Here is a 24308-nt window from a genome sequence, read left to right as displayed (position 1 = left end):
AAGCATCCGCCAGCCCCCGCACGTCGAGAGGGCTCACGGCCGGACGCGTTCCCAGCGCGTCTCGCCGTCGTGCACGAGGTCGGTGGGGTGGAGGCCGGCGTGGGCGGCGACCGCGGCGGAGGCCGCGTGGCCGGGGTGGATGTGGGCGACGACCGTGCCGATGTCCTGGGCGTCGCACCAGGAGACCAGGGCGCCGGCGGCCTCCGCGGCCAGGCCGCGGCCCTGCCAGGGCACCCCGACCACCCAGGCGATCTCGGCCGTGCCCGCCTCGACGGTCGCCTGCACGTAGCCGGTCAGCCGGCCGTCGGCACGCAGGCGGAGCACCCAGTTGCGCCACCCGGGCGGGCCCGCGGCCAGGCGTTCGTAGCGGGCGCGCAGCTCCTGCTCGGTGGCGGGGACGCCGCCGATGAACTCGTGCAGGCGCGGGTCGGCGAGCACCGCCGCCATCTCCGCGGCGTGCTCGACTTGCAGGGGCACGAGCGACAGGCGAGGGGTCTCGATGACGTCGATGAGGTCGTTCGGGATGGTCACTCCTGGAGCATGGGCGGGTGGAGGAGTTCGGCGGGGCCGCGGCGGAAGAGCTTGGCGGGGCGGCCGCCGTCTCTGGTGGTGGTGGCGCCCGTCTCCACCAGGAAGCCCTCCGCCTTGGTGACCTTCCGATGGAAGTTGCGGGGATCGAGGGGACGCCCCCAGACGATCTCGTACACCCGGCGCAGGTCCGCGACGGTGAACTCCGGCGGGCAGAAGGCCGCCCCCAGGGACGTGTACTCCAGCTTGGCGCGGGCCCGGTCGACGCCGTCGAGCATGATGCGGCGGTGGTCGAAGGCCATGACGGACAGCGCCTCGACCGGCTGCCAGCTCATGTGCGCCTTCTCCGAGGCCGGCAGGTCGGGGGCCAGGCCCAGGTAGGCGACGCTCAGCACGCGCTGGCGCGGGTCGCGGTCGGGGTATCCGTACGTCTGGAGCTGCTCCAGGTGCACCGGGGCGCCCGGGAGCCCGGCCCGCTCGGCCAGGATGCGGTGGGCGGCGGCCGGCAGGTCCTCGTCGAGCTGGATGAAGCCGCCCGGCAGCGACCAGCGGCGCATGAACGGCGGGTTGTCGCGCCGCCACACCAGGGCGCTGAGCGCATGGTTGCGCACGGTGAGCACGACCAGGTCGACGCTGACCGGGATGCTCGGGACCATGGACGGCACGTTACACGGAGTCCCGTCTGCCCTATGCGGATATGCGTACGTGGAGGGGCGTCGTGGCCTCCTTGCCGGACGCCCCCTTGATCCCTATCTTGACCCATTCCCCGGGCGGCACCTGGGTCCAGTCGAACGGCACCCAGGCCGTCGCCATCCGGGCCGGGTGCTCGTCCAGCGGGTCCTTGTCCAGCCAGCCGACGGCCGAGACCACCAGTTCCTTGGTGCCGCCGGACCATTCGACGAGCACGGTGCTGCCGTCCAGGTTGTAGCCGCGCACCTCGACGCCGTCCTGGGGGTCGCGGGGCCGCCTGATGGCGTCCACGGCGATCGGGCGCTGCCAGTCGCCGGCGATCTCGTCCTGGAGCGAGGGGTCGCCGCAGGTCATGAAGTCGCTCCACATGTAGGAGACGATCTTCTGGACGTACCGGCCGGCCATCGTGACGGCCTGGTCGAGGCGCTTCTTGTCCGTCTGGCCGCGGGTGCCCTGCGGGGCGCACGGCTGCTTGCCGGACGGCTCGAACGCCTCCACGTTCGCCCACAGCTCCACCTCGTGACCGGCCTGGAGCATCTCGTCGCGGGCCTTGGCCATCTCCCGGTAGTAGTCGCGGGTCGAGCCGTGGTACGCGGTGCCGTACGTGGCCTCGCCGACCACCGGACGCAGCCGGTCGTCCACCTCGGTGTCGCGCTCGTCCGGCCAGAACAGGCCGACCTTGCCGGTCCCCCGGCTGTCCTGCGGGGCGATGATGCCGACGCCGGTCCGGGCCAGCGCCTTGAACGCCTCGGCCACCTGCGCCGGCGTCTGGCCGAAGCCGACCCGCTTGCGCGCGTCCAGGTACGGGCTGATCAGGATCGGCTTGCCCAGCTCCTGCTCGACGATCCGGTGCTGGTCGGCGTACACCTCAAGGGTGGGGTTGGTGGCCAGCGTGGCCCCCATCTGGACCTCGAACGGCTGGTAGACGCCGCCCAGGGCCTGCCGGTCGGCGAAGCGCACGCCGTAGTCCTGCAGGATGCGCCGGGTCAGCGTGGTGAGGGTGCCGATGTGCCGCTTGTTCGCCCTGGTCGGCGTCTCGGAGTCGCGCGGGGCGAGCGGCAGTGCCGGGAAGACCCGCATGCTGAACTGGTCGGCCAGGTCGAGCAGCTCGGCCAGGCTGTCCTTGGCCGAGCCGGCCACCAGGATCAGGTCGTACGACGTGGCCTTCTTGGTGAAGTCGCAGGTGGCGTCGTCGGAGCCGTCCGGAGGGGCGACCATGCGGTAGTAGATGCGGTCGCCGGCCTTGACGGCGTGTTCCATCTTGGGGCAGCGGAACAGGTCGCCGCCGAACGCCTCGTCGGTGCGGTAGACGTACGTGCGCCCGATCCGGTTGCCGGGGTTGGCCTTGCGCAGGTCCCGTTCGGCCGCGTCGTGGCAGCTCAGGCCGTCCTCTTCGCACGCCTTGTACAGCGGGTCGAGCGTCCCGTCCTTCGCCAGCACCTCGCCGGTGTCGTCGGAGACGCTGCGGAACTGCAGGCCGTACCCGATCCTGATGATCGTGTCGCCGCCGGCGCGGTGGATCTCCTGGAGCTGGTGACGCCAGGTGCACGGGTTCGACTTCGGCGTGATCCAGTAGCCGGTGACGGCGTAGAAGTTCTTGGTCGTGGTGTCGAACGTGCCGCAGGGGTCGGTGAACTCCTTGACCTTCGGCGGCGGCGGCGTCGATACGGTCCTGGACGGCTTCGGCGTGCTCGACGAGGACGCGACCGGCCGCTCGGACGACGACGGGAAAAGGATGATCACCACCGCGACCACGGCCAGGACGGCTGCGCCCACGAGCAGGAAGAGCCATCGCACGTTCAGGAACCTACCGCTCTCGTGATCTGCCGGAGATAAACCGCTATCGCGTGATCCCGGCCCATGCCTCAAGCTGGGTCACGAACCGCTTGGCCGAGTTCGGCCAGTGGTGGTTCGCGCGGGCCGCGGCGTACCCGCGAGCGCCCTGCGCCCGCCGCTCGCGCACGTCGTCCCGCAGCGTCAGCACCGCCTGCGCGACGGCCTTCGGGTCCTCCCAGGGCACGACGACGCCGCTGTCGTACCGCTCCACCAGCTCGACCGCGCGCGGCGACGGCGTCGTGATGACCGGGATGCCGTGCGCCATGTACTCCACGATCTTGGTGGGCATCGAGTGCCGGTAGTTGGGCTCGTCGTGCAGCAGCGACAGCCCGGCCAGCGCCCCGTCGAGCCGCTTGAGCGCCTCGTCGTTGGGCATGAAGTCACGCCACTCCAGCAGGCCGTCGGCGACGGCCTGGTTGAGCATCGGACGGCTCTGCGGATCGGCGTACCCGATCAGCTCCACCGTCACCCGGTACGGCTGCAGCAGCTTGGCCACCTCGACGGCCTCGAACACGCCGCGCGCCCGCGACAACCACCCGAGGTAGACCACCCGGTCGTCGCCCGGAGGCGTCACCGAGTCCGGTACCCAGGTCTCGTTCGGCACGATCAGATGGGCGTGCTTGAACCGGCCCGCGTAGGCGGTCTCGGCCAGCAGCAGGTGCATGTGCCGTTCGGCCGTGCCCTCCAGCATGCGGGCGAAGAAGCGCACCGGCGGGCGCAGGAACGAGGGCAGCCACGGCTTGAGCGACAACGTCGCCGGGGTGTCCTCGTGCACGTCCCAGACCACCGGCGGCCGGTTGCGCACGCCCCAGACCGCGAACAGCAGCTCCGGGTCGTGGATCAGGACCAGGTCGACCTTGTTCCGCATGCGCTTGAACAGCCGCCGGGCGGCCCAGACGGCCGCCACGCGTTTCCGCTGGGCGGCCCTGGGCAGATCGACGCCGTTGACCCATGGACGCGGTACGACCCCGTGCGCCGAGAAGGAGGCGGCATACGTGACCTCATGACCGGCATCCACGAGGGCACGGATCTGCCGATGCAGAATTCTCGCGTCCTCGGGGTTATGCACCACCGTCATGACGAGCACGTGCACTGCGCGCAGCCCTCCGTCGCTACAGCCGCTCGACGCGTTCACCCTCGGTGAGCACACCGCGGGTGTCCAGCACGAGCTTGGCCTTCGCCTCGACCATGGCCAGATCGAACGCGGCGTGCTGCTGCAGCAGCAGCGTCACGTCGGCGTTGACCACGGCCTCGGTCAGATCCTCTTCCCGTGGCACCGGAGTGCCGTCGACCGACCACTCCTTGACGTACGGATCGGCGAACGAGAGATCGGCTCCCAGTTCCAGCAGCGCACGCGCCACAGGCAGAGCCGGAGTTTCCCGTTCGTCGGCGATATCCGGTTTGTACGTGACGCCGAGCATAACCACTCGGGCGCCGTTCACGGGCTTCTTGTGTCTGTTCAGCAGTCGCTGGACGCGCGCCACCACGTAGGACGGCATGCGCTCGTTGATCTCCTGGGCCAGCTCCACGAACCTGAACGGGTACCCGAGCTTGCGCACGGTGTAGGACAGGTACGAGGGGTCCACGGGGATGCAGTGACCGCCGACGCCCGGCCCCGGCAGGAACTTCTGGAAGCCGAACGGCTTGGTGGCCGCGGCCTCGATCGACTCCCACAGGTTGATGCCGAGCTCGTCGCAGAAGATCGCCATCTCGTTGACGAGGGCGATGTTGACGTGCCGGTAGGTGTTCTCCAGCAGCTTGGCCATCTCCGCCTCGCGGGTGCCGCTGACCGGCACCACCTGCTCGATGAACTGCTTGTAGAACGCCGTCGCCCGGTCGCGGCAGACCGGCGTGTAGCCGCCCACGACCTTCGGGGTGTTCTTGAGCCCGAACTTCGGGTTGCCCGGGTCGATGCGCTCGGGCGAGAAGGCCAGGTGGAAGTCCACGCCGGCGGCCAGGCCCGACTGCTCCAGCAGCGGGCGGGCCACCTCGTCGGTGGTGCCGGGCCAGGTGGTGGATTCGAGCACGACGAGCGTGCCCTTGCTGAGGTTGCGGGCGACGGCCTTGGTCGCGCCCTCGACCGCGGACAGGTCGGGACGGTGGTCCTCGTCCAGCGGGGTGGGTACGCAGATGACGATCGTGTTGCTTCTGGCCAGCACGGACTCGTCCAGCGTCGCGCTGAATCCGTTCGCCAGCATGTGATCGAGGTCAGCGTCGGTCAGGTCATCGATGTAGGACTGCCCGGCGTTGAGCGCGTCGACCTTCCGGGGGTCGACGTCCACGCCGACGACCCGCAGCCCGGCGGCAACCGCTTCCTTCGCAAGCGGCATACCGACGTAGCCCAGGCCGATGACAGCCAAGTCGATTTCTGTCACAGCAGTGCCTTCGAGAGCCGGAAACAACACTTCATGGTCGCAAAGGTTATCTCAAGTCCACCTAGCTCACGCCTAATGCGACCGAACCCGTCACAACGTACAGGCAACGTGGAGGTCATCTTTCGGCAAGCGATCGGTATAGAGCTTGATAAGTCTCGGCAACGCGGCTCCAGGTCCGCTTCGCGGCGACTTCGGCGCGTCCGGCCTCGCCCATCTCCGCCCGTCTGGCCGGGTCCTCGCGCAGGCCGGCGATCGCCTTGGCCAGCTCGGCCGGGTCGCCCGCAGGCACCAGCAGGCCGGCCCCGTCGGAGCCGACGAGCTCGGAGAGCGCGGGCAGATCGCTGAGCACCACCGGCTTGCCGAGCGCCATCGCCTCGACCGGCTTCAGGGGCGTGACGAGCCGGCAGACCCGCAGGTCCTCACGCGGGCAGGCGAAGATGTCGATGGCGTCCTGGGCCTGCAGCGCCTCGTCGGGGCCGACCCGGCCGGGCAGGACGGCGTCGCGCAGCCCCAGCTCCTCGACCAGGGCGAGCAGGTTCTCCCGCTCGGCGCCGTCGCCGACGATGAGCACGCGCACCGGCGTGCGGTCGTCGCGCAGCAGCGCGGCGGCTCGCAGCAGGGTCGCGAAGCCCTCGTAGGCCACGATGCTGGACACCGAGCCGACCACGATCTCACCGGGGGCGATGCCGTACGCGTCGCGGAACGAGGCGCCGTCGTAGTGGGCCGACAGCAGGGTGTCGTCGACGGCGTTGGGCGCCAGGTGGATGCGTTCCCTGGGCACGCCGCGCTCGACGATCTCGGTGGCCATCGTCTCTGCCAGCGTGACGACCGCGTCGGCCTCGCGCATGAGGAACGCCTCGCGCTCGCGCTGGAGCACGTGCCGCTGGCTGCCGACCCGGATGGGGTCGCGGGAGGCCCACGTCTCCTCCAGGAAGCCGCGCACCTCGTAGACGAACGGGGTGCCCGTCCGGTCGCGGACGGCGTGGGCGACCGAGCCGTTGCGGTGGTCGGTGGCGGCGTGCAGGACCTGCGGGCGCAGCTGCTCGACCAGCCGGGTGACGCCCTCGGCGCCCTTGACCATGCGGCCGCGCATCTCGAACGGCACCTCGCCGTGCCCGTCGGGCAGCAGGCGGTAGTACGGGATGCCGTCGATCTCCTCCTGCGCGGGCGCGTCGGCGTGCCCCTGGAGCATGGGCCAGCCCCAGCTCGTCACGACGTGCGGGTCGAGCCCGGCCGCCTTCTGGGAGGTGACGATCCGGTGGGTGCGCACGGTGTAACCGGCCTGCGTGTACGGCAGCGCGTTGGTGACCAGGTGCAGCACGCGGCCCTCGACGCGCCCGGCGATGGCGACCTTCGGTCCCGGCGGGATCGGGTCGGGGCTGATGGCGGCCAGCTCACCGCGGTAGTAGGCGGCCCTGCGCTTGACGAAGGGGTATTTGGTGTACGCGTCGAGCACTTCGGCGGCCTGGGAGACCCGGCCGGCGTCCCAGTGGGCCTTCGCCTCGTTCCACGGCGCCTTGATCATGCGCATGCCGAGCTTGCGGACCATGCGCCGGGCGCCACGGGCGGCCGGCCAGGCCACGCTGCCGACGATCGGGCGCAGCTTGGGCGGGAGCGCGTCGGCGGCGGCCTGCGCCACGCGGACGGGGTCGGATTTGACCTTGGTCACGACGACGCGGGAAACGATGACGGGGTGCTGGACGAAGCCTTTGAGAAGTCCCCCGACGCCGGCCCGGGCGGACTTCGCGGAAACCTTGGAGGAGTCTTGACGACTGGCGTCGGATGCCACGCTGGGACCGTACCATAGGCAGCGTTTTTTCCCTTCCGCTATGAAAGGCGAGGTCAATGAGGGAGAACCCCCTGGTCCTGCACGTTTTGGGTGCTCGTCCCAATTTCGTGAAAGCGGCCCCGGTGGTGCGTGCACTCGGTGAACTCGGCGTGCGGCAGGGCATCATCCACACCGGTCAGCACTACGACGCGCTGATGTCGGACGTCTTCTTCGCCGATCTCGGCCTGCCCGAGCCGGTGGCCAACCTGGCGGTGGGCTCCGGCACACACGCCAGGCAGACCGCGGCCCTGCTCGTGGGCCTGGAGGACGTCTTCGTCGCCCAGGAGCCCGACCTCGTCGTGGTCTACGGCGACGTGAACTCGACGCTGGCCGCGATCCTGGTCGCCGCCAAGCTCGGCATCAGGACGGCGCACGTCGAGGCCGGGCTGCGCTCGTTCGACCGGGGCATGCCCGAGGAGGTCAACCGGGTCGTCACCGACGCGCTGGCCGACCTGCTGTTCGTCACCTCGCCCGAGGCCCTCGCCTATCTGGCCTCGGAGGGCGTGCCACCCGCGAAGGTGCACCTGGTGGGCAACCCGATGATCGACAGCCTGTTCGCCGCGCTGCCCTCGCTGGACCCGGCGCCGGTGGTGGCGCGGCTCGGCCTGCCGGCCCGGTACGCCGTGGCGACCCTGCACCGCCCGGCCAACGTGGACACCGCCGAGGCCGCCAGGGAGCTGGTCGAGGCGGTGCTGGAGGTGTCGCGGCGGACGCCGGTCGTGGTGCCGGTGCACCCGCGTGGCAAGGCGCGGCTGGCCGAGGCCGGTCTGGTGGACGGCGACACGATCAAGGTCATCGAGCCGCTGGGTTATGTGGACTTCCTCTCACTCGTCCGGGGCGCGGCGCTGGTCGTCACCGACTCCGGCGGCGTGCAGGAGGAGACGACCATGCTGGGCGTCCCCTGCCTGACGCTGCGGCCCAACACCGAGCGGCCGATCACGATCACGCACGGGACGAACCGCCTGGTCACGCCCGCGCTGCTGCCCGCCGCGGCGGAGAAGGCGCTGTCCGACGGCGCCGCCACGCCGGCCGGCGAGCTGCCGGTGCTGTGGGACGGCAAGGCCGGTCCGCGCATCGCGACGGTGATCGCGGCGTGGCTGAAGGGCGACAACCTGGCCCCCGCTTCCCAGGCCAAACGCCCCGAATAGCGGCTGAATCCGCCGTACTATGACATACCTCCGCTGAGCGATAGGCGTATCACCATGGCCGAAAACCCTGAGCCCCCCGCGTTCCAGCGACTGGGACCCGTCAACTGGCTGCCCGAGGAGCGCAAGCTCATCGAGCGGTACGAGGCCGAGGTCAGGGAGCTGCGGCGGCGGCTGGAGATCGCCGAGGCCAAGGCCGCGTACGCCGGCTGGAAGCTGGAGGCCACCCAGGCCAAGCGCACGTTCAAGCTGGGCGAGGCCCTGGGCTCGAAGAGCCCGGGGAGGATCGTCGAGGCGGTCAGGTCGAAGGACAAGGCGCCCAAGCCGCCCATGCCGGTCACCGAGGCGGTCGAGCTCGCCAACCACCGCCCTCCGCTGGTCGAGGTGCCGACGGCGAAGTGGCCGCTCGGCCCGGTCAACCGGCCCGACCTCAAGGTGGCGGTCATCCTGGACGACTTCTCCAGGATGGCCTTCAGGTACGAGTGGGACCAGATCGAGTTCGGCCTCAAGGACTGGCCCGAGATCTTCGCCGAAAAGCGCCCCGACCTGCTGTTCTGCGAGTCCGCCTGGCACGGCAACCAGGGCCGCTGGCGCTACCAGATGACCGGCACGAACGCCCCCAAGGAGCCGCTGCGCGACCTGGTCGCCTGGTGCCGCGCCGAGGGCATCCCCACGGTCTTCTGGAACAAGGAGGACCCGCCGAACTTCGACTTCTTCATCGACACGGCCAAGCTGTTCGACCACGTGTTCACCTGCGACGGCGACATGGTGCCGAAGTACCGCGAGGTGCTCGGCCACGACCGGGTCGACGTGCTGCAGTTCGCCGCCCAGCCGCGCGTGCACAACCCGATCCAGCAGAAGCAGGGCCGGCTGCACGACGTGGTGTTCGCCGGCATGTACTTCCGCGACAAGCACCCCGAGCGGCGCGAGCAGATGGAGGTCGTCCTCGACCCGGTGCGCGAGCTGGGCCTGCACATCTTCGCCCGCAACGGCGAGGTGGACGAGAAGTACGCCTGGCCGGAGAAGTACCGCCCGCACATCGTGGGCGAGCTGCCCTACGACCAGATGCTGGCCGCGTACCGGATGTACAAGGTCTTCCTCAACGTCAACTCGGTGCTCGACTCGCCGACCATGTGCGCCCGCCGCGTCTTCGAGCTGTCGGCGTGCGCGACCCCGGTGGTGTCGGGGTGGTCGCGGGCGATCGAGGAGACGTTCGGCGAGCTGGTGCCGATCGCTCGTGAGCCGGTCGAGTCGTACAACCAGGTGCTGCACCTGATCAACAGCCCCGAGCTGCGGGCCAGGATGGGCCACCTGGCGATGCGGGAGGTTTTCGACAAGCACCTGTTCTCGCACCGGGTGGACCAGATCCTGCAGAACCTCGGCCAGGCGACCACGCCCCGGTCGCGCTCGATCTCGGTCGTGCTGCCGACCAACCGGGCCGCGCAGATCGAGCACGCGATCTCGTCGGTGGCCCGGCAGCTCCACCGGCCGCTGCAGCTCGTCATGGTCCTGCACGGGCTGGACATCGACCCGGTGGTGGTCGCCGACAAGGCGCGGATGGCCGGCATCACGGACGTCGTCGTCCTGCCCGCCGCCCCGGAGCTGACGCTCGGCGCCTGCATGAACCTGGGCATCGCCGCCGCCGAGGGCGACCTGATCGCCAAGATGGACGACGACAACCTCTACGGCGAGCACTACCTGTCGGACCTGGTGCGCGCGTTCGACTACTCCGACGCCGAGCTGGTCGGCAAGGGGGCGCACTACGCGTACTTCGAGGGCAGCAACACCACCATGCTCCGGCTGCCCGGCCTGGAGCACCGGTACTCCTTCCTCGTCCAGGGCGGCACGTTCCTCGGCAAGGCGGACATGTTCCGCTCGTACGGCTTCGCGGACATCACGCGGGGGGAGGACACGCAGCTGGTACGCCGGCTGAAGGAGGACTCCGTCAAGATCTACTCGGCCGACCGGTTCAACTTCGTCTACTGGCGCAGCGCCGACGCCTCGATGCACACCTGGCAGGCCGACCACATCAAGCTGACCCGCAACGCGCAGTTCTCCTTCGTCGGCCGCCCGGACGACCACGTGCTCATCTGAGCCTCAGCGGGTGACGCGGGCCAGGTTCTGGTCGGCCAGGCGGGCGAGCTCGTACAGGCCGGCCGCCTTCACCTTCTCGCCGACGACGAGCATGCTCATGATCAGGTGGGCCCGCCTGATCACGACCGACCCGATCTGGGCGCGCTTGTCGCCGCCGGAGGCCGTCGTCAGGTACGCCCGCGACTCGTCGCCCCTGGCCGGCATGGCCAGCTTGGCGGTGCGGTAGGTCACGTCCGCGCCCTCGACGGTGGCCTTGTACAGGGCGCACTGCGGCGGCAACGGCGCCGGCATGGACGCCGACGGCATCGACACGACGGCCTGCGTGATCGAGCCGCGCGCGGCGGAGAAGGCGATGACGGCGGCGGGCGCCTTGGCGACCTCCGGCTTGGCCGCGTCGAGCTGGGCGGCCCCTGCGCACTCCGGACGCTCCAGCTTGGCCTGCTGGATGGCGGCCAGCCCCTCCTGGGTGGACTTGAGCGAGCCGAACGCCCCCATCTCCGGCCCGTACGCGATGCGCATGCCCTTGGGCACGGGCAACAGGGCGGCGCGCAGCCGGGCCGCCTCCACCGCCGAGGAGGACGCGGCGGGCTGCGCCGACCCGGCGGCCTGATTGTCGGCCTCGCCGGCGGAACATCCGGCGACGACCATCATGCTCAGACATACCCCCGAAATAGCCTTAAGCACGAATTCTCCCCTTGCTCTAGCGGCTTTTTCGAAAACGCTAGAGGAAGGGCCGAGTAAGGAGCCGAGTAACGTCGCTATTCACGGAATTCGGCAGGTTCGCGAGGAATTTCAGGTTCGCGAGTGGTTTTGGGTTCGCGCGGGACTTCGGGGTCGGCGCCGTTCCGGCTTCCGCCGTTGAGCAGCGCCCTGGCCAGGCCGATCCCGGTGCCGCCGAGCGTGAGCGCCTTGGCCAGCAGCTCCTCCACGCCCTGGGCGCCGTTCAGCACCACCATGTGGTCCACGTTCCCGAACGCCTTCGCGCCCGCCTCGACGACCTCCGGCCAGCGCTCGGCGAGCTGCTGGGCGATGACGGCCTCCTGGTTCTCCTTCAGCGCCTCGGCCCGCGCCCTGATCGCCTCGGCCTCGGCCAGGCCCAGCGCCCTGGCCGCCTGCGCCTCGGCCAGCCCGCGCGCCTGGGCGGCCTGGGCCTCCGCCTCGCCCGCGATCTTGGTCGCCGCGCCGGCCGCCTCGCCGCGCAGCCGTACGGACTCGGCCTCGGCGGCGGCGGCCAGCTTGACCTGGCTGGCCTGTGCCCCGGCGCGCAGCTCGGTCTCCTGGGCCTCGGCCTGGGCCTGGGCGATCCGGGCGTCCCGGTCGGCCTGCGCGAGCGTGACGGTCTCGTACGCCTTGGCGTCGGCGGGCTTGCGCACCTGCGACTGGAGCCGCTGCTCGGCGAGCTGGGCCTCCAGCTCGGCCGCCCGGGTCTCCTGGACGACGACCTCCTGCCGGGCGGTGGCCTCCGACAGCGGCCCCGCCTGCCGGGTCGTGGCCTGCGCCCGGTCGATCTCGGCCTGGTAGGCGGCCCGCTTGAGCTGCGCGTCGCGCTGGGCGGCGGCCTTGTTGGCCTCGGCGATCTGCTCGGCCTCGGTGGCCTCCTGGTCGCGCTGGGCCTGGGCGATGCGGGCGACGGCGGCGACCCTGGCGGCGTGCGGCTTGCCGAGGTTGGCGATGTAGCCGGTCTCGTCGTCGATCTCCTGGATCTGCAGCGAGTCGACGATCAGCCCGAGCTTGCTCATCTCGTCGGCCGCCGAGGCCCTGGTCTCGCTGGTCAGGCGCTCGCGGTTGAGTATCAGGTCCTCGATGGTGAGGTTGCCGATGATCGAGCGCAGGTGCCCGGTGAACAGCTCGTGGATCGCGCTGGTCATGAAGTCCTGCTGGTCGAGGAAGCGGCGGGCGGCGTTGGCGATCGAGGACAGGTCGTCGCCGACCTTGTAGATGACCACGCCGCGGATGTGCACGGGGATGCCCTGCTGGGTGACGCAGGAGACCTGGAGATTGGCCGCCCTGGTGTCCAGGCGCAGCCGCCGGGCGGCCTGGAAGCCGGGCAGCACGGCCGTGCCCTTGCCCGTGATGATCTTGAAGCCCAGGCTGTCGACGCCCTCGCCCCTGCGGCGCGCCCCCAGACCGGAGATGATCAGCGCCTCGTTGGGCTCGGCGACCCGCCAGACGGCTTTGAACAGCAGAATCACGATGACGACCGCGACGACCGCGGCTCCGGCGACGATGAAGACCTCGGGGGACAACCGGCCCTCCCTAGACGAGTGCTCTGGCCACGTAAACCGTCCGCGGGGGGAAGTAGTCCACCACGACCACGATGGTTGCGAGGCCGAACTCCTCGTCGGGCACGCTGGGGTGGGCGTAGAAGGCCTCCACCCCGCCTCTGACCGGGATCATGACCTCGCCGACGAGCCCTGGGCCGATCTTCCCGGTGACCCTGCCCTGCTTGCCGACCACCGTGCTCCCCCCGCTCGCGTCCATTCCGGACGCTACTCCAAACGGGCATTCGCGGTAATAGGCCACGCAAAATGTTTCTCGAACCGCTGCGCGCCCCTGTGGGGCTTTTGGCCGAAGTGCTGATGATCGCCCTCATGAGCAGGAATCCGCGCGACCTCGGGATGGATGTGCCCATTTCCCGCCGTGACTTGTTCGACGGAATTGCGGTGAGCGCTCTGGGCTGCTCGGCGGCGAAGGCCGTTGTCAACGCCGCGGAACCGGCCGGAGGGCTGCGCGGGGACACCGCGCAGGCGGTCGCGGTGCCGCACGCGCTGCGCGACGGCCGCTTCTGGCGGCACGCGGGGCCGCCCGAGCCCACCGGCGAGAGCTACGACCTCGTGGTCGTGGGCGGCGGTCGCAGCGGTCTCAGCGCGGCGGCGGAGTGGCTGCGCCGGGAGCCGAGGGCCCGCGTGCTCGTGCTGGACAACCGCGACCCCGGCGAGCACGGCGGACCTGCGGGGTTCGGCGCGGGGCCGGCCGTACATGTGATGTGCGACAGGGAGAGCTTCGGCGCCGACACGCTGGTCCCGGCCGGCCGGCTGGAGGAGCTGCCGCTCGCCGCGCGGGCCGTCGACGACCTGCGCATGCTGCGCGACGACCCGCCCGACTGGTTCCCCGGGCTGTCGCAGGAGGACAAGCAGGAGCGCCTGGCCGGGCTGACCTACTCCCGGTTCCTGCTGGAGGTCTGCGGCGCGCATCCCGACGCGGAACGGTTCTGCCGGACGCTGCCGTGCGCCGAACGGGCCTACGACGGCCGGGCGCTCGGGGCGGTGGACGCCTGGGCCGCCGGCTACCCGGGGTTCGACGGCCTGGGGCTCGACAAGCCCTCGCGGTACGCCTCGGCGGCCGGGCCCGCGACCGGGAGCCCGCCCGGGGCCGCGCGGGCGGTGCTGCGGCCGTCCAGCCCCGTGGTCTCGGTCCGGCACGGGGACGCGTCCGTGGTGGTCGCGTACTTCGACGGGCATCGGGTCAGGACCGTCGGCGCGGAGTCGGTGATCATGGCCTGCTGGAGCGCGGACGTGCCGCACCTGGTGCCCGACCTGCCCGAGCAGCAGCGGCGGGCGTTGGGCCAGGCGGCCCGGCTGCCGGTCCTGGAGGCGAGCGTGCGGCTGCGCGGGGGCCGGGCGCGGATCGGGCGCACCCGCTGGACGGGCGCGTTCTGGTGCCTGACCGAGCCCGCGCCCGAGGGGCTGCGCCTGCTGGCCACGCCGTGCCGGTCGGAGCTCGGGCCCGTGGTGGGGGCGGCGGCGGGCCGGCGGGAGATGATGGCGACGCCGTACGACCGGCTGGCGGACGGCGTGCGCGACCAGGTGACCCGGCTGCTGGGCCCCCGGGCCGGCGTCGAGGCGGTCACCGTCCACCGGTGGGGGCACGGGCTGCCGGTGGCGTACTGCAGGCCCTGGCACCCCTTCTACCCCGACGGCCCCTTCCCCGCCGACGTCGCCCGCAGGAGGTTCGGCCGCATCGCCATCGCCGGGTCGGACACCGAACCGGCGGCCGGCGGCGACGCGGCCGTGGTGGCCGCTCACCGGGCCGTGCGCGAGCTCACCGCATGAGGCCCTGGCTGCGGGTCTTCCTCGGCGGGCTGGTCCTGTGGCTGGCCACGGTCGCCGTCACGGCCTGGACGGCCAACTCCAACCTGGTGCCGACCGTCGTGCTGTTCGGCAGCTTCCTGATCCCGGTGACGTTCGTGGTGTGGGCGCACGGGCGCGACCGCTCGCCGGTGGTCACGGTGGAGCTGCAGTTCCGGGCGTTCGTGGTCGGCGGCGTGCTCGGGGTGCTCGGCGCGTCGCTGCTGGAGAGCTGGCTGATCCGGCCCTCGTTCCTCATGTACGCGCTGGTCGGCCTGATCGAGGAGGGCGTGAAGCTGGCCGCGCTGATGTACGTCACCCGGCACGCGGTCCGCCGCTCGTCCAGGGACGGCGTGGTGCTCGGCGCGACGGTCGGCTTCGGCTTCGCCGCCTTCGAGAGCTCCGGCTACGCCTTCAACGCCCTGTTCACCGCCGACGGCCTGTCGCTGGCGCAGCTCGTCGAGACCGAGATCCTGCGGGGCATCCTGGCGCCGGTGGGCCACGGCCTGTGGACCGCGATACTCGGCGGCGTGCTGTTCGCCGCCCACGGACGCCTCACCGGGCACGTCGTGTGGTGCTACCTCGGCGTCTCGCTGCTGCACGCGCTGTGGGACTCGATGACCGCCATCGCCATCGCGATCACGCTGGTGCTGACCGGGCGGCCGTGGCAGTTCGAGCTGCTGCGGATCGGCCGGGTGCCGAACGTGACCGAAGGGCAGGTGCACGTGTACACGCTGGTGAACTGGGCCGGACTCATCGTGATCTCGCTGGTCGCGCTGGGGTGGCTCTGGCGGGTGCTGCGCGCGGCCCGCCGGGAGACCGAGATCATGCCCCAATAATCACGGTAATCATCCTGTTCCTCCCACTGCGCCGGAACCATAAACGATGCTAGTCTCCTGTGCGATCTTCCGGAGGTGTATTTACACAAGGTGTGGAAATGCCCCCGACTCGAGGTTGGGACATGGGCTCGCGAAACCGGTCAATTCGGTTCAAGATCTTTTTATTGCTGCTGCTACCCCTCCTGTCTCTCAGCGCGCTGTGGGGTTTCGTCCTCAACCTGACCATGGGCGACGCACAGTCACTCCTCCGGGCCGACACGCTCTACGAAACACTCGGCGTCACCTCCACCGACCTGGGCGTTCAGCTCCAGTCCGAACGGGTGCGCTCCGCCGAGGCGCTCACTACCCGTGAACTCACCGAGGTCCTGGGCGCGCAGCGGGCCCGTACGGACAAGGCGGCCGCCGACTTCGCGCACGCCGTCACCGAGGCGGGCGACGCGGTCGGGGACGACCTGCGGACGCCGCTCGACGCCCTGACCGCCCACCTCGACCGGCTCGGCTCCATCCGCGCCGACATCGACGGCGGCATCAGCTCCCGCCTGGCCGGCGTGGACGCCTACAACCAGGTGCTCGACGCCGTCTTCGCCCTCTACGACCACCTGATCTCCGTCTCCGACCTGACCGTCTTCCAGCAGGCCACCTCCCTGCACGCCATGGGCAGCGCCCGGGAGTACATCGCCAGGGAGCACGCCCTCATCGTCGGCGCGCTGGTGGACAAGCGGCTGACCGAGCCCGAGCGGGCCGCCTTCACCGAGTACGCGGCCTCCAGGAAGTTCCTGCACGCCCGCGGGCTGGCCGGGCTCGACGTGCCGCTGCGCAGGCCGTTCGAGCAGGTGTTCGCGTCCCAGCCGTTCCTGACCTTCTCCGCGCTGGAGTCCAGGGTCGTCAAGACCGGCTCGCCGCCCGCCGACGCCGAGGCGTGGAAGAGCGCGGTGGACCGGCTCACCACCGAACTGGACCGCGACAGCGCCGCCGCGGCCAAGACGCTGGCCGGCCGGACCTCGCGGGCCGCGACCGGCACGGTCGTCGAGATCGCCGTCGCGGGCGGCCTCGGGTTGATAGCCGTGCTCGCGTCGATCATCATCTCTGTACGCTTCGGTCGCCGCCTGGCGGGCGAGCTGTACGGGCTGCGCACCGCCGCGATCGAGCTGGCGGAGGTGCGCCTGCCCGACGTCGTGGACAGGCTGCGCAAGGGTGAGGACGTTGACGTGCGGAAGGAGGCCAAGGCCATCAGGGTGAGCGGATCGGCGGAGATCACCGACGTGGGCCGGGCCTTCGCGTCCGTGCAGCGCACGGCGGTGACGGCGGCCGTCGGGCAGGCCGCGCTGCGCCGCGGGGTCGGACAGGTCTTCCTCAACCTCGCCAGGCGCAAGCAGGGCCTGCTGCACCGGCAGCTCGGGCTGCTCGACGGCATGCAGCGCCGCACGCACGACCCCGACCGGCTGGAGGAGCTCTTCCGCCTCGACCACCTGACCACCCGCATGCGGCGGCACGCCGAGAGCCTGATGATCCTGTCGGGCGCGCCCCCGGCGCGGGCCTGGCGCAGGCCGGTGCCGGTGATCGACATCGTCCGGGCCGCGGTCGCCGAGGTCGAGGACTACACGAGGGTCAACGTCGAGGCCATGCCGGTCAGCGCGTTCGACGGCGGCTCCGCGGCCGACCTCACGCACCTCGTGGCCGAGCTGATCGAGAACGCCACCATCTATTCACCGCCGGACACCGTGGTCCAGATCCGCGGCGACGTGGTCAGCAACGGCTACGCCATCGAGATCGAGGACAAGGGGCTCGGCCTGTCGGCCGTCGAGTACGCCGCGATCAACAAGCTGCTGTCCGCCCCGCCCGAGTTCGACCTGGCCGACAGCGACCGGCTGGGCCTGTTCGTGGTGGCCAGGCTGGCCGAACGCCACGGCCTCAAGGTCCAGCTCCGCCGCTCGCCCTACGGCGGCACCGCGGCCATCGTGCTCGTGCCGCGCTCGCTGGTCGCCGACCAGGCCGCGCTGACCTCCGGTGACGACGACGGCCGGCCGGCGGAGCTGCCGAGCCGGACGAAGAAGGCCCTCGCGGTGGTCACCTCGGGCACCCACGCCGGACTGCCCAGGCGCGTGCGCCAGGCGAACCTGGCGCCGCAGCTGAAGGAAGAACCGCCGGAGCCGGAGCCGCAGGCCGAACGCTCTCCCGACGAGGTACGCGATCTGTTCTCCGCGTTCCAGCGGGGAACCCAACGTGCCCGAGAAGAAGCCTCCGAGGAGGAGCCCATGAGCAAGGGGGACGCATGACTGCGCAAACCACCAACACCGGTGAGCTGAACTGGCTGCTCGACGACCTGGCAGGCAGGGTCGCCGCCGTCCGCCAGGCGGTCATCCTTTCCACCGACGGCCTGGCCGTCGGGTACTCCAAGGGATTGACCCGCGAGGACGCCGAGCACCTGTCGGCCGTGGCCGCGGGCTTCCAGAGCCTGGCCCGCGGCACCGGGCGCCATTTCGGCGGCGGCGACGTGCGCCAGACCATCGTGGAGATGGAGAGCGCGTTCCTGTTCGTCACCGCGGCCGGCCAGGGCACCTGCCTGGCCGTGATCGCCGAGGCGAACGTCGACGTCGGGCACATCGCGTACGAGATGGCGATGCTGGTCAAGCGGGTGGGCCAGCACATCACCACCAACCCGCGCGCGGGAACGGCATGACCGACGCCCCCCGCTGGTACGACGAGGAGGCCGGGCCCGTCGTCCGGCCCTTCGCCCTCATCCGAGGCCGGACGCGCTCGTCGGGAGACGCCTTCGACCTCGTCGCGTCCGTGCGCGCGCTCGCCGACCAGGCGGACGACCTCGGGCCGGAACAGCAGCTCATCCTGCGGGCGGCGCGGAGCCCGATCTCGGTGGCCGACCTGGCCGTCGAGCTCGACCTGCCCGTAGGCGTCGTCCGGGTGCTGCTCGGCGACATGCGTGACCACGGCCTCATCTCGGTGACGTCGCCCTCGGCAACGGGGTCGCGTTCGAATGAGCGCATTCTCAAGGAAGTGATCAATGGACTCCGTGCTCTCTGAGGACCCCGTCGCGCTGAAGATCCTCATCGCGGGCGGGTTCGGCGTCGGCAAGACCACCCTGGTCGGGTCGATCAGCGAGATCAAGCCGCTGCGCACGGAAGAGGTGCTCTCCGACCGCGGGATCGGGGTCGACGACCTCGACGGCGTGGAGGCCAAGACCACCACCACCGTGGCGATGGACTTCGGCCGCATCACGATCCGCGACGGACTGGTCGTCTACCTGTTCGGCACCCCCGGCCAGGAACGGTTCTGGTTCATGTGGGACGAGCTGTCCTACGGCGCGCTGGGCGCGGTCGTCATCGCCGACACCCGGCGGCTGACCGACTGCTTCCCGTCGGTGGACTACTTCGAGCAGCGCGGCACGCCGTTCGTGGTGGCCGTCAACTGCTTCGACGGCGCGTCCCAGCACAGCGTGGACGACGTGCGCATCGCGCTCGACCTCGACGACGACGTCCCCGTGATGCTGTGCGACGTGCGGCGCAGGGCCTCGGCCAAGGAAGTGATGATCACCCTGGTCGAGCACTCCCTGCGGACGCTCACCGCCGCCAACTAGGACGCGCGGCCCGCCGTCGCGAACCCGGGCGGGCGCGGCCCGCCGCCGGGCTAGAGCGCGCGCAGCCCGTTGATCACCTCGCGGAGCAGGCTCTCCGTCGGGGTGGCGGTCTTGTCGCGCGGCGGGCGCACGTCGATCAGGTCGTACTCCAGCAGGTCGCCGAGCAGCACCCGGATCACGCCCACGGGCAGCCCGAGCTCCGAGGCGACCTCGGCGACGGGCCTGGAGTGACCGGACAGGCAGCTCATCAGCCGCCGGTGCTGGCCGCTCAGCTCGGCCTTGGCCGGCGCGGGCCGTCCCGTCGAGACGACGGTCGCCAGCAGATCGAGGGCCGGGGACGAGGGCCTGGTGCGCCCCCGCGCCACGGCGTACGGCCGGACGACGGGCCCGGCCTCCTCGTCAACCCACTCGTGCTCGCCGCTCACGCTCGGGAACCCCCATCCTGGTCGCTTTCCTGCCGCCCCCGCTGCCATCCGGACTGGAGTGAGGAGAGCAGCGCCCTGGTCTCCTCAGGAGAACGCTCGTCGGCCACGGGCGCCACGGGCGCCGGCGGCGTCGGCGCGGCCAGGGGCGCCTGCCTGAGCCGCTGCCGCTGCGGCAGGCCCGTCTGCCGGTCGCGGCGGGGCAGGTCCTGCCCCTCGCCCGGCGCCGGCCCCGCGCGCTTGCTCGTGCGCACCCGGCGCGGCAGCTCGCCCGGCCCGGTCGCCTCCCCCGCGTCGACCGGCCGCTCGGACCGGAGGACGGAGACGGACACGGGCTCGAACTCCATCGGCCGCACCGGCGTCGCCATGGGCTCGACCAGCGATCCCGGCACGAGCACGATGGCGGTCGTGCCGCCGTACGGGGACAGCTTCAGCGTCACCTTGATGCCGTGCCGGGCGGCCAGCATGCCGACCACCGCGAACCCCAGCCGCTCGGTCTGCGCGGGATCGAACTCGGGCGGGCTGGCCAGCCGGTCGTTGATGGACTTGCGGGTCTCCTCGTCCATGCCGAGGCCGCGGTCCTCGATCTCGACCGCGAAGCCCCTGCCGACCATCTCGCCGCGCACCGAGACCTCGTTGGCGGGCGAGGAGAACGACGTCGCGTTCTCGATCAGCTCGGCGAACAGGTGCATGAGGTCGGCCACGGCCGAGCCGGACACGCCGCACTCGGGCATCGGGTAGACCCGGACCCGGGTGTACTCCTCGACCTGGGCGGCGGCGCCGCTCAGCACGTCCTCGACCGGGATGACGCCGCGCCACCTGCGGCCCGCCGTGCCGCCTGAGAGCAGCACCAGGCCCTCGGCGTGGCGGCGCATGCGGGTGGTCAGGTGGTCGAGCCGGAACAGGCGCTCCAGGGCCTCGGGCTCCTCGGTCTGGTGCTGCATCTCGTCCAGCATCCTGAGCTGGCGCTGGAGCAGCGACTGGCTGCGCCTGGCCAGGTTCCGCAGCGCCTCGGACACGCCCTCGCGCAGCCTGGCCTGCTCGACGGCGGCGTCCACGGCGGTGCTCTGCACGCTGTCGAAGGCCGCGGCGAGGTCGGCGACCTCGCTGGTGGCGTTGTCGCCGACCTTGATGGGCGGCGCCTCGGCGTCGATGTCCACCCGCTCGCCGGTACGCAGCTTCGACACCACGTCGGGCAGCCTGACCTCGGCCAGGTCCAGCGCCGTACGGCGGAGGGTGGCCAGCTCCCTGGTGATCCTGCGGCCCACCCGGACGGAGATGAAGATCGAGAAGGCCACCGCGATGAGCCCCAGCGCGCCCGCGATCGCGGCCCTGACCACGATGACCACCCCGGCCGGCTGCATCCGGCCCAGCAGCTTGTCCCCGGTGTCCCAGACGGCCTCGCTGTACTCCTTGAGCACCTGGTCGGCGATGCCGCGCCAGAGGTCCATGTCGGCCGGCTGGCCGGCGACGAAGCTCCGCAGGAGGCTCTCCATGGTGATGTACCTGGAGGAGTAGAACAGCTTCTCGAACGGCGCCCGCAGCTCGGTGTCGAGGTTGGCCAGAGCCTTGGGGAACAGGAACGTGCGGGTGCCGTCGATGCCGGCCAGCAGGTGCAGGTCGTGCATCGAGGGGCGGCCGTTGGAGGCGACGACCAGGGCGTTCTCGCGGCTGAGCAGCTCGCGCACCTCGTCGGCCGCGATCAGGCCGTGGGCCTGGAGGGACAGTTCGAGGTCGGTGCTGACGGTCAGCCTGGAGTACAGCAGGTGGACCTCGTCGGAGACCTTGGCGTACTCGGTGACCAGGTTGCCGGGGGTGATCCTGCGCTCGTCGACCTTGCGCCGGACCTCCGGCAGCCGGTCGACGGTGTCCAGGACGACCTGGAACTGCTTCTTCATGTCGTCGGTCATCGCCGACTGGGCGTCCTCCGACAGGGCCTGCTCGCGCAGGGTCTTCCTGGCGGCGTCCACCCTGGCGCGGGCCTTGGTCAGGGCGCCCTGCTCGGTCGCCGTGCCGGCGAGGCGTTCGGCGGAGGCCAGGCGTTCGACCTGGAGGCTGGAGACCAGGCCGTCGGCGTTGTTGATCACACCCGACCAGATGGCGTCGACCTTGAAGAGGTTCAGCGCCTCACCCGTGGTCGTGCTCGCGGCGAAGCCCCAGAGCGCGATCAGGGAGATCAAGGGGATGACGAGCAGCGTCGAGATCTTGAATCGGATGGATCTGCCCGATGCCATGACACCTGCTCCCGCATAGAAGATCGCGGGAGAGAATAGCATCGAAACGGACGAGATTAAGATCGACTAGCGATAAATCTGTGATATGTCGGGAAATTTGCGTCTACTGGGTGCTTCGGGGCGCGGGCCGGCGACCACGTCAGCCACAGCGCCCACGCCGCCAGCAGGCCGAGCAACGACACCTCGGCGCCCAGCAGCAGCCGCTCGACCAGGCCGATCATGACCCGCTCCCCCGGCAGGGCCACGTACGTGATCGCCAGCAGCCCGAACCCGCCCGCCAGCGCCACCCACTCCACGGCCCGCGCGACGGGCTTCCAGTGGACGTCCGCGGTCAGCCTGGGCACCAGCAGCGCCCCGGCGGCCGGCAGGCTCACGAACGCCGCGATCGACACGTACCGGTGAACCTGGGCCGCGACGTCGAGATCGAGACCGAGGGGGACGGTCGGGATGACCGCCACCACGACCAGCGCCGCCGACCACACCATGAGCAACTTCTCCGGCAGCCCCCGGATCGGCGCCCCCATCCTCCGCAGCGCGGTCAGCAGCGCGAGCGACCCGAGCCCGAGCACCGCCATCGCGACCTCCGTGACGCCCCCGCGGTCGGTCACGGCGTACTCGCTGATGGTCACGTTCATGGGGTCGAGGTAGGGGTCGGGCCCGAAGTGGCCGACCAGGATCGCGACCACCGAGAACACGATCGATGCACAGGCGATCAGGGGGTAGAGCCTCGTCGGGGTCATGAGGGCCCTCAGGCTCACGCTCCAGGGCGCTCTCGCGACCCTCACTCTGCTGTTCGGCACTGCGGTCATGTGCCCAACTCTCGCGCCCGCAGGCGTGCCGGCACATCCGGTGGCACCCCCGAGCCGTCCCTGAGTCCACCCCTGAGTCCCCCTCCCCGGCCCCCGGGGGGGGACGGCACTCCTCGGTGCCCGTCTCATCGCCGGATCCCCTCTCGCAGGCACGACACCCGTGGTTCCGCACACCACGCTGATCGCAGCATCGCTTCGTACGGCCGCGATCAGTACGTCCGACACGCATCCGGACTTCTAAGGAATTGTCAACTGCGAGGCTTTTTCACCCGATACCAGAGCCCTCAGTCGAGCACGTGGGACGTGGCCCTGGCGTAGCGGGCGCGGATCTCCGGGACGGCCGGGGCGTCGTAGGTCTCGGTGTCCTCGGTTCGCCAGTCAGGGGTCGTGAGGAGGGCGGCGGCCTGGCGGGCGGCGCCGTCGGCGACGTACTCGCCGGGCGGCGGCACCGCGATCGGCACGCCGAAGACGGTCGGCGCGACGCGGCGTACGGCCTCCGAGCGGGCCGCGCCGCCGATCAGCAGCACCCGCTCAGGACGGGTGCCGAGCGCGTCGAGGGCGTCGGCGAGGCCGCACAGCATGCCCTCGACGGCCGCACGGGCCAGGTGGGCCGGGGTCGAGGTGGCCAGCGTGAGCCCGAGGACCGAGCCGGTCGCGGTGGGCCGGTTGGGGGTGCGCTCCCCCTCCAGGTAGGGCACCAGCGTCAGCCCGCCGGCCCCCGCCGGGGCCCGGAGCGCCAGGTCGCTCAGCTCGTCGAGGCCGACCCCGGCCAGCCCGGCGGCGGCGTCGAGGACCCGGGCGGCGTTCAGCGTGCACACCAGCGGCAGGAAACGCCCGGTGGCGTCGGCGAACCCGGCGACCGCGCCGGTGGGATCGGCGCTGGGCGTCTCCGCGATCGCGAACACCGTCCCGGACGTGCCGAGCGAGACCACCACGTCGCCCGGCCCGGCCCCGACGCCGAGTGCGGCCGCCATGTTGTCGCCCGTGCCGGGCGCGAGCAGCGGCCCGGCCGACGCCGGGTCACCCGCGCGGTCGGCGGGCCCCAGCACCCGGGGCAGCAGCGGGACGGCGCCGAAGGCGGCCTTGAGCAGGTCGGTGCGGTAGGCGCCGGTCGCCGGGGACCAGTAGCCGGTGCCCGAGGCGTCGCCCCGGTCGGTGGTGAGCAGGTCGAGTGGCGGCGGGGGCGCGTCGCGCCAGGCCGCGAGATCGAAGCCCGAGCCGGAGCCGCCCCGAGGACCCGAGCCGCCGCCCCGGCCGGAGCCGTTGCCCGAACCGGAGCCGCCGCCCCGGCCGGTGCCGTTGCCCAGGGCGAGTGCGCCCGCCAGGCGCCAGGTCAGCCAGTCGTGCGGCAGGCAGACCGCCGCCGTGCGGCGGGCGTTGTCCGGCTCGTGCTCGGCCAGCCACCGCAGCTTGGCCACGGTGAACGCGGCGACGGGCACCGAGCCGACCGCGTCGGCCCAGGCCCCCGGCCCGCCCAGCTCCGCCACCAGGTCGGCGGCGGCCCGGGCGGAGCGGGTGTCGTTCCAGAGCAGGGCGTCGCGCACGACCTCGCCCGCCTCGTCGAGGCAGACCATGCCGTGCTGCTGCCCGGCCACGCTGATGGCGGCGACGTCGGCGAGCCCGCCGGCCTCCTCGACGGCCCGCAGCAGCGCGGTCCACCAGTGGGAGGGGTGGATCTCGGTGCCGGCCGGATGGGCGGCGCGGCCCTGCCTGACCAGCGCGCCCGTCTCGGCCTCGCGAATGACGACCTTGCAGCTCTGCGTGGAGGAATCGACCCCAGCGACCAGCGTCACCCGAACTCCTTATGCGTGTCCCGCGCGAGATGGTTGAGATGGTATCCCCGCGCGGG

Annotated in this window: 21 protein-coding genes; 8 read left to right on the top strand and 13 right to left on the bottom strand. The window is 71.4% G+C overall.

Annotation, left to right across the window (positions count from 1 at the left end; all coding sequences use genetic code 11):
- Positions 1–33 precede the first annotated feature (33 nt).
- The 6 genes from ACWEJ6_RS12925 to ACWEJ6_RS12900 form a co-directional block, all read right to left on the bottom strand.
- Entirely contained in the window at positions 34–531 is a 498-nt protein-coding gene (locus ACWEJ6_RS12925; RefSeq protein WP_452423594.1) for a GNAT family N-acetyltransferase, read from the bottom strand.
- Positions 528–1184, bottom strand: coding sequence for an NUDIX hydrolase (locus tag ACWEJ6_RS12920; protein WP_387677565.1), 657 nt, complete (start codon positions 1182–1184; stop codon positions 528–530). Before ACWEJ6_RS12920 ends, ACWEJ6_RS12925 begins: the two co-directional genes overlap by 4 nt.
- A 31-nt stretch (positions 1185–1215) precedes the next feature.
- Complete coding sequence (locus tag ACWEJ6_RS12915; RefSeq protein ID WP_452423591.1) at positions 1216–3015, bottom strand: DUF4434 domain-containing protein; 1800 nt, start codon at positions 3013–3015, stop codon at positions 1216–1218.
- A 43-nt stretch (positions 3016–3058) separates the two neighbouring features.
- Positions 3059–4147 (bottom strand): glycosyltransferase, encoded by a 1089-nt coding sequence (locus tag ACWEJ6_RS12910; protein WP_358290655.1) that lies wholly within the window; start codon positions 4145–4147, stop codon positions 3059–3061.
- A gap of 19 nt (positions 4148–4166) precedes the next feature.
- Positions 4167–5429: a nucleotide sugar dehydrogenase gene (locus tag ACWEJ6_RS12905; RefSeq protein WP_352357573.1), complete on the bottom strand. Its 1263-nt coding sequence runs from the start codon at positions 5427–5429 to the stop codon at positions 4167–4169.
- Between the two features lie 115 nt (positions 5430–5544).
- Positions 5545–7098: a glycosyltransferase family 4 protein gene (locus tag ACWEJ6_RS12900; RefSeq protein ID WP_387677560.1), complete on the bottom strand. Its 1554-nt coding sequence runs from the start codon at positions 7096–7098 to the stop codon at positions 5545–5547.
- Between the two features lie 176 nt (positions 7099–7274).
- Here ACWEJ6_RS12900 and wecB point away from each other — a divergent pair, with 176 nt between their 5' ends.
- Both wecB and ACWEJ6_RS12890 read left to right on the top strand, forming a co-directional pair.
- The gene (wecB, locus tag ACWEJ6_RS12895; RefSeq protein WP_452423588.1) at positions 7275–8405 is read left to right on the top strand and encodes a non-hydrolyzing UDP-N-acetylglucosamine 2-epimerase; all 1131 of its coding nucleotides are present in this window, start codon (positions 7275–7277) and stop codon (positions 8403–8405) included.
- Positions 8406–8459: 54 nt separating this feature from the next.
- Positions 8460–10496 (top strand): glycosyltransferase family protein, encoded by a 2037-nt coding sequence (locus ACWEJ6_RS12890; protein WP_452423586.1) that lies wholly within the window; start codon positions 8460–8462, stop codon positions 10494–10496.
- Between the two features lie 3 nt (positions 10497–10499).
- On the opposite strand, the gene ACWEJ6_RS12885 is transcribed toward ACWEJ6_RS12890, so the two are convergent.
- From ACWEJ6_RS12885 to ACWEJ6_RS12875, 3 genes are all read right to left on the bottom strand, one after another.
- Complete coding sequence (locus ACWEJ6_RS12885) at positions 10500–11147, bottom strand: hypothetical protein (protein WP_387677553.1); 648 nt, start codon at positions 11145–11147, stop codon at positions 10500–10502.
- A 107-nt stretch (positions 11148–11254) separates the two neighbouring features.
- Positions 11255–12742 (bottom strand): SPFH domain-containing protein, encoded by a 1488-nt coding sequence (locus tag ACWEJ6_RS12880; RefSeq protein ID WP_452423583.1) that lies wholly within the window; start codon positions 12740–12742, stop codon positions 11255–11257.
- 10 nt (positions 12743–12752) lie between these two features.
- Positions 12753–12977, bottom strand: coding sequence for a hypothetical protein (locus tag ACWEJ6_RS12875; protein ID WP_452423581.1), 225 nt, complete (start codon positions 12975–12977; stop codon positions 12753–12755).
- Between the two features lie 182 nt (positions 12978–13159).
- Between ACWEJ6_RS12875 and ACWEJ6_RS12870 the strand changes: the two genes are divergently transcribed.
- From ACWEJ6_RS12870 to ACWEJ6_RS12845, 6 genes are all read left to right on the top strand, one after another.
- On the top strand, positions 13160–14548 hold the full coding sequence (locus tag ACWEJ6_RS12870; protein ID WP_452423579.1) for an NAD(P)-binding protein: 1389 nt from the start codon (positions 13160–13162) through the stop codon (positions 14546–14548).
- Positions 14545–15402, top strand: a complete 858-nt coding sequence (locus ACWEJ6_RS12865; protein WP_452423577.1) for a PrsW family intramembrane metalloprotease — start codon at positions 14545–14547, stop codon at positions 15400–15402. Before ACWEJ6_RS12870 ends, ACWEJ6_RS12865 begins: the two co-directional genes overlap by 4 nt.
- A gap of 164 nt (positions 15403–15566) precedes the next feature.
- Positions 15567–17678 carry a sensor histidine kinase gene (locus ACWEJ6_RS12860; RefSeq protein ID WP_452423575.1) on the top strand — a complete coding sequence of 704 codons (2112 nt, stop codon included), beginning with the start codon at positions 15567–15569 and terminating at the stop codon, positions 17676–17678.
- Positions 17675–18082, top strand: coding sequence for a roadblock/LC7 domain-containing protein (locus ACWEJ6_RS12855; RefSeq protein ID WP_352318060.1), 408 nt, complete (start codon positions 17675–17677; stop codon positions 18080–18082). The genes ACWEJ6_RS12860 and ACWEJ6_RS12855 overlap by 4 nt, the downstream gene beginning before the upstream one ends.
- A complete protein-coding gene (locus tag ACWEJ6_RS12850; RefSeq protein ID WP_352357593.1) occupies positions 18079–18441 on the top strand; it encodes a DUF742 domain-containing protein in 363 nt (120 codons plus the stop codon). The genes ACWEJ6_RS12855 and ACWEJ6_RS12850 overlap by 4 nt, the downstream gene beginning before the upstream one ends.
- Complete coding sequence (locus ACWEJ6_RS12845; RefSeq protein WP_352318064.1) at positions 18422–18994, top strand: GTP-binding protein; 573 nt, start codon at positions 18422–18424, stop codon at positions 18992–18994. The genes ACWEJ6_RS12850 and ACWEJ6_RS12845 overlap by 20 nt, the downstream gene beginning before the upstream one ends.
- A 50-nt stretch (positions 18995–19044) precedes the next feature.
- On the opposite strand, the gene ACWEJ6_RS12840 is transcribed toward ACWEJ6_RS12845, so the two are convergent.
- The 4 genes from ACWEJ6_RS12840 to ACWEJ6_RS12825 form a co-directional block, all read right to left on the bottom strand.
- On the bottom strand, positions 19045–19419 hold the full coding sequence (locus ACWEJ6_RS12840; RefSeq protein ID WP_358290686.1) for a DUF742 domain-containing protein: 375 nt from the start codon (positions 19417–19419) through the stop codon (positions 19045–19047).
- On the bottom strand, positions 19416–21650 hold the full coding sequence (locus ACWEJ6_RS12835) for a sensor histidine kinase (RefSeq protein WP_452423572.1): 2235 nt from the start codon (positions 21648–21650) through the stop codon (positions 19416–19418). The genes ACWEJ6_RS12840 and ACWEJ6_RS12835 overlap by 4 nt, the downstream gene beginning before the upstream one ends.
- Positions 21651–21706: 56 nt before the next feature.
- On the bottom strand, positions 21707–22390 hold the full coding sequence (locus ACWEJ6_RS12830; protein ID WP_364327722.1) for a DUF998 domain-containing protein: 684 nt from the start codon (positions 22388–22390) through the stop codon (positions 21707–21709).
- 353 nt (positions 22391–22743) lie between these two features.
- Positions 22744–24252: a xylulokinase gene (locus ACWEJ6_RS12825; RefSeq protein WP_452423570.1), complete on the bottom strand. Its 1509-nt coding sequence runs from the start codon at positions 24250–24252 to the stop codon at positions 22744–22746.
- Positions 24253–24308 lie beyond the last annotated feature (56 nt).

It is taken from the genome of Nonomuraea sp. NPDC004702 (assembly GCF_053601695.1).
This window is presented reverse-complemented; position numbering and strand designations above follow the sequence as displayed.

Bases quoted from the DNA above. Each gene is read 5' to 3' on its own strand.
- ACWEJ6_RS12885 (WP_387677553.1), bottom strand. From the start codon at position 11,147: ATGATGGTCGTCGCCGGATGTTCCGCCGGCGAGGCCGACAATCAGGCC.
- ACWEJ6_RS12835 (WP_452423572.1), bottom strand. From the start codon at position 21,650: ATGGCATCGGGCAGATCCATCCGATTCAAGATCTCGACGCTGCTCGTC.
- ACWEJ6_RS12855 (WP_352318060.1), top strand. From the start codon at position 17,675: ATGACTGCGCAAACCACCAACACCGGTGAGCTGAACTGGCTGCTCGAC.
- ACWEJ6_RS12920 (WP_387677565.1), bottom strand. From the start codon at position 1,184: ATGGTCCCGAGCATCCCGGTCAGCGTCGACCTGGTCGTGCTCACCGTG.
- ACWEJ6_RS12865 (WP_452423577.1), top strand. From the start codon at position 14,545: ATGAGGCCCTGGCTGCGGGTCTTCCTCGGCGGGCTGGTCCTGTGGCTG.
- ACWEJ6_RS12845 (WP_352318064.1), top strand. From the start codon at position 18,422: ATGGACTCCGTGCTCTCTGAGGACCCCGTCGCGCTGAAGATCCTCATC.
- ACWEJ6_RS12875 (WP_452423581.1), bottom strand. From the start codon at position 12,977: ATGGACGCGAGCGGGGGGAGCACGGTGGTCGGCAAGCAGGGCAGGGTC.
- ACWEJ6_RS12830 (WP_364327722.1), bottom strand. From the start codon at position 22,390: ATGACCCCGACGAGGCTCTACCCCCTGATCGCCTGTGCATCGATCGTG.
- wecB (WP_452423588.1), top strand. From the start codon at position 7,275: ATGAGGGAGAACCCCCTGGTCCTGCACGTTTTGGGTGCTCGTCCCAAT.
- ACWEJ6_RS12890 (WP_452423586.1), top strand. From the start codon at position 8,460: ATGGCCGAAAACCCTGAGCCCCCCGCGTTCCAGCGACTGGGACCCGTC.
- ACWEJ6_RS12850 (WP_352357593.1), top strand. From the start codon at position 18,079: ATGACCGACGCCCCCCGCTGGTACGACGAGGAGGCCGGGCCCGTCGTC.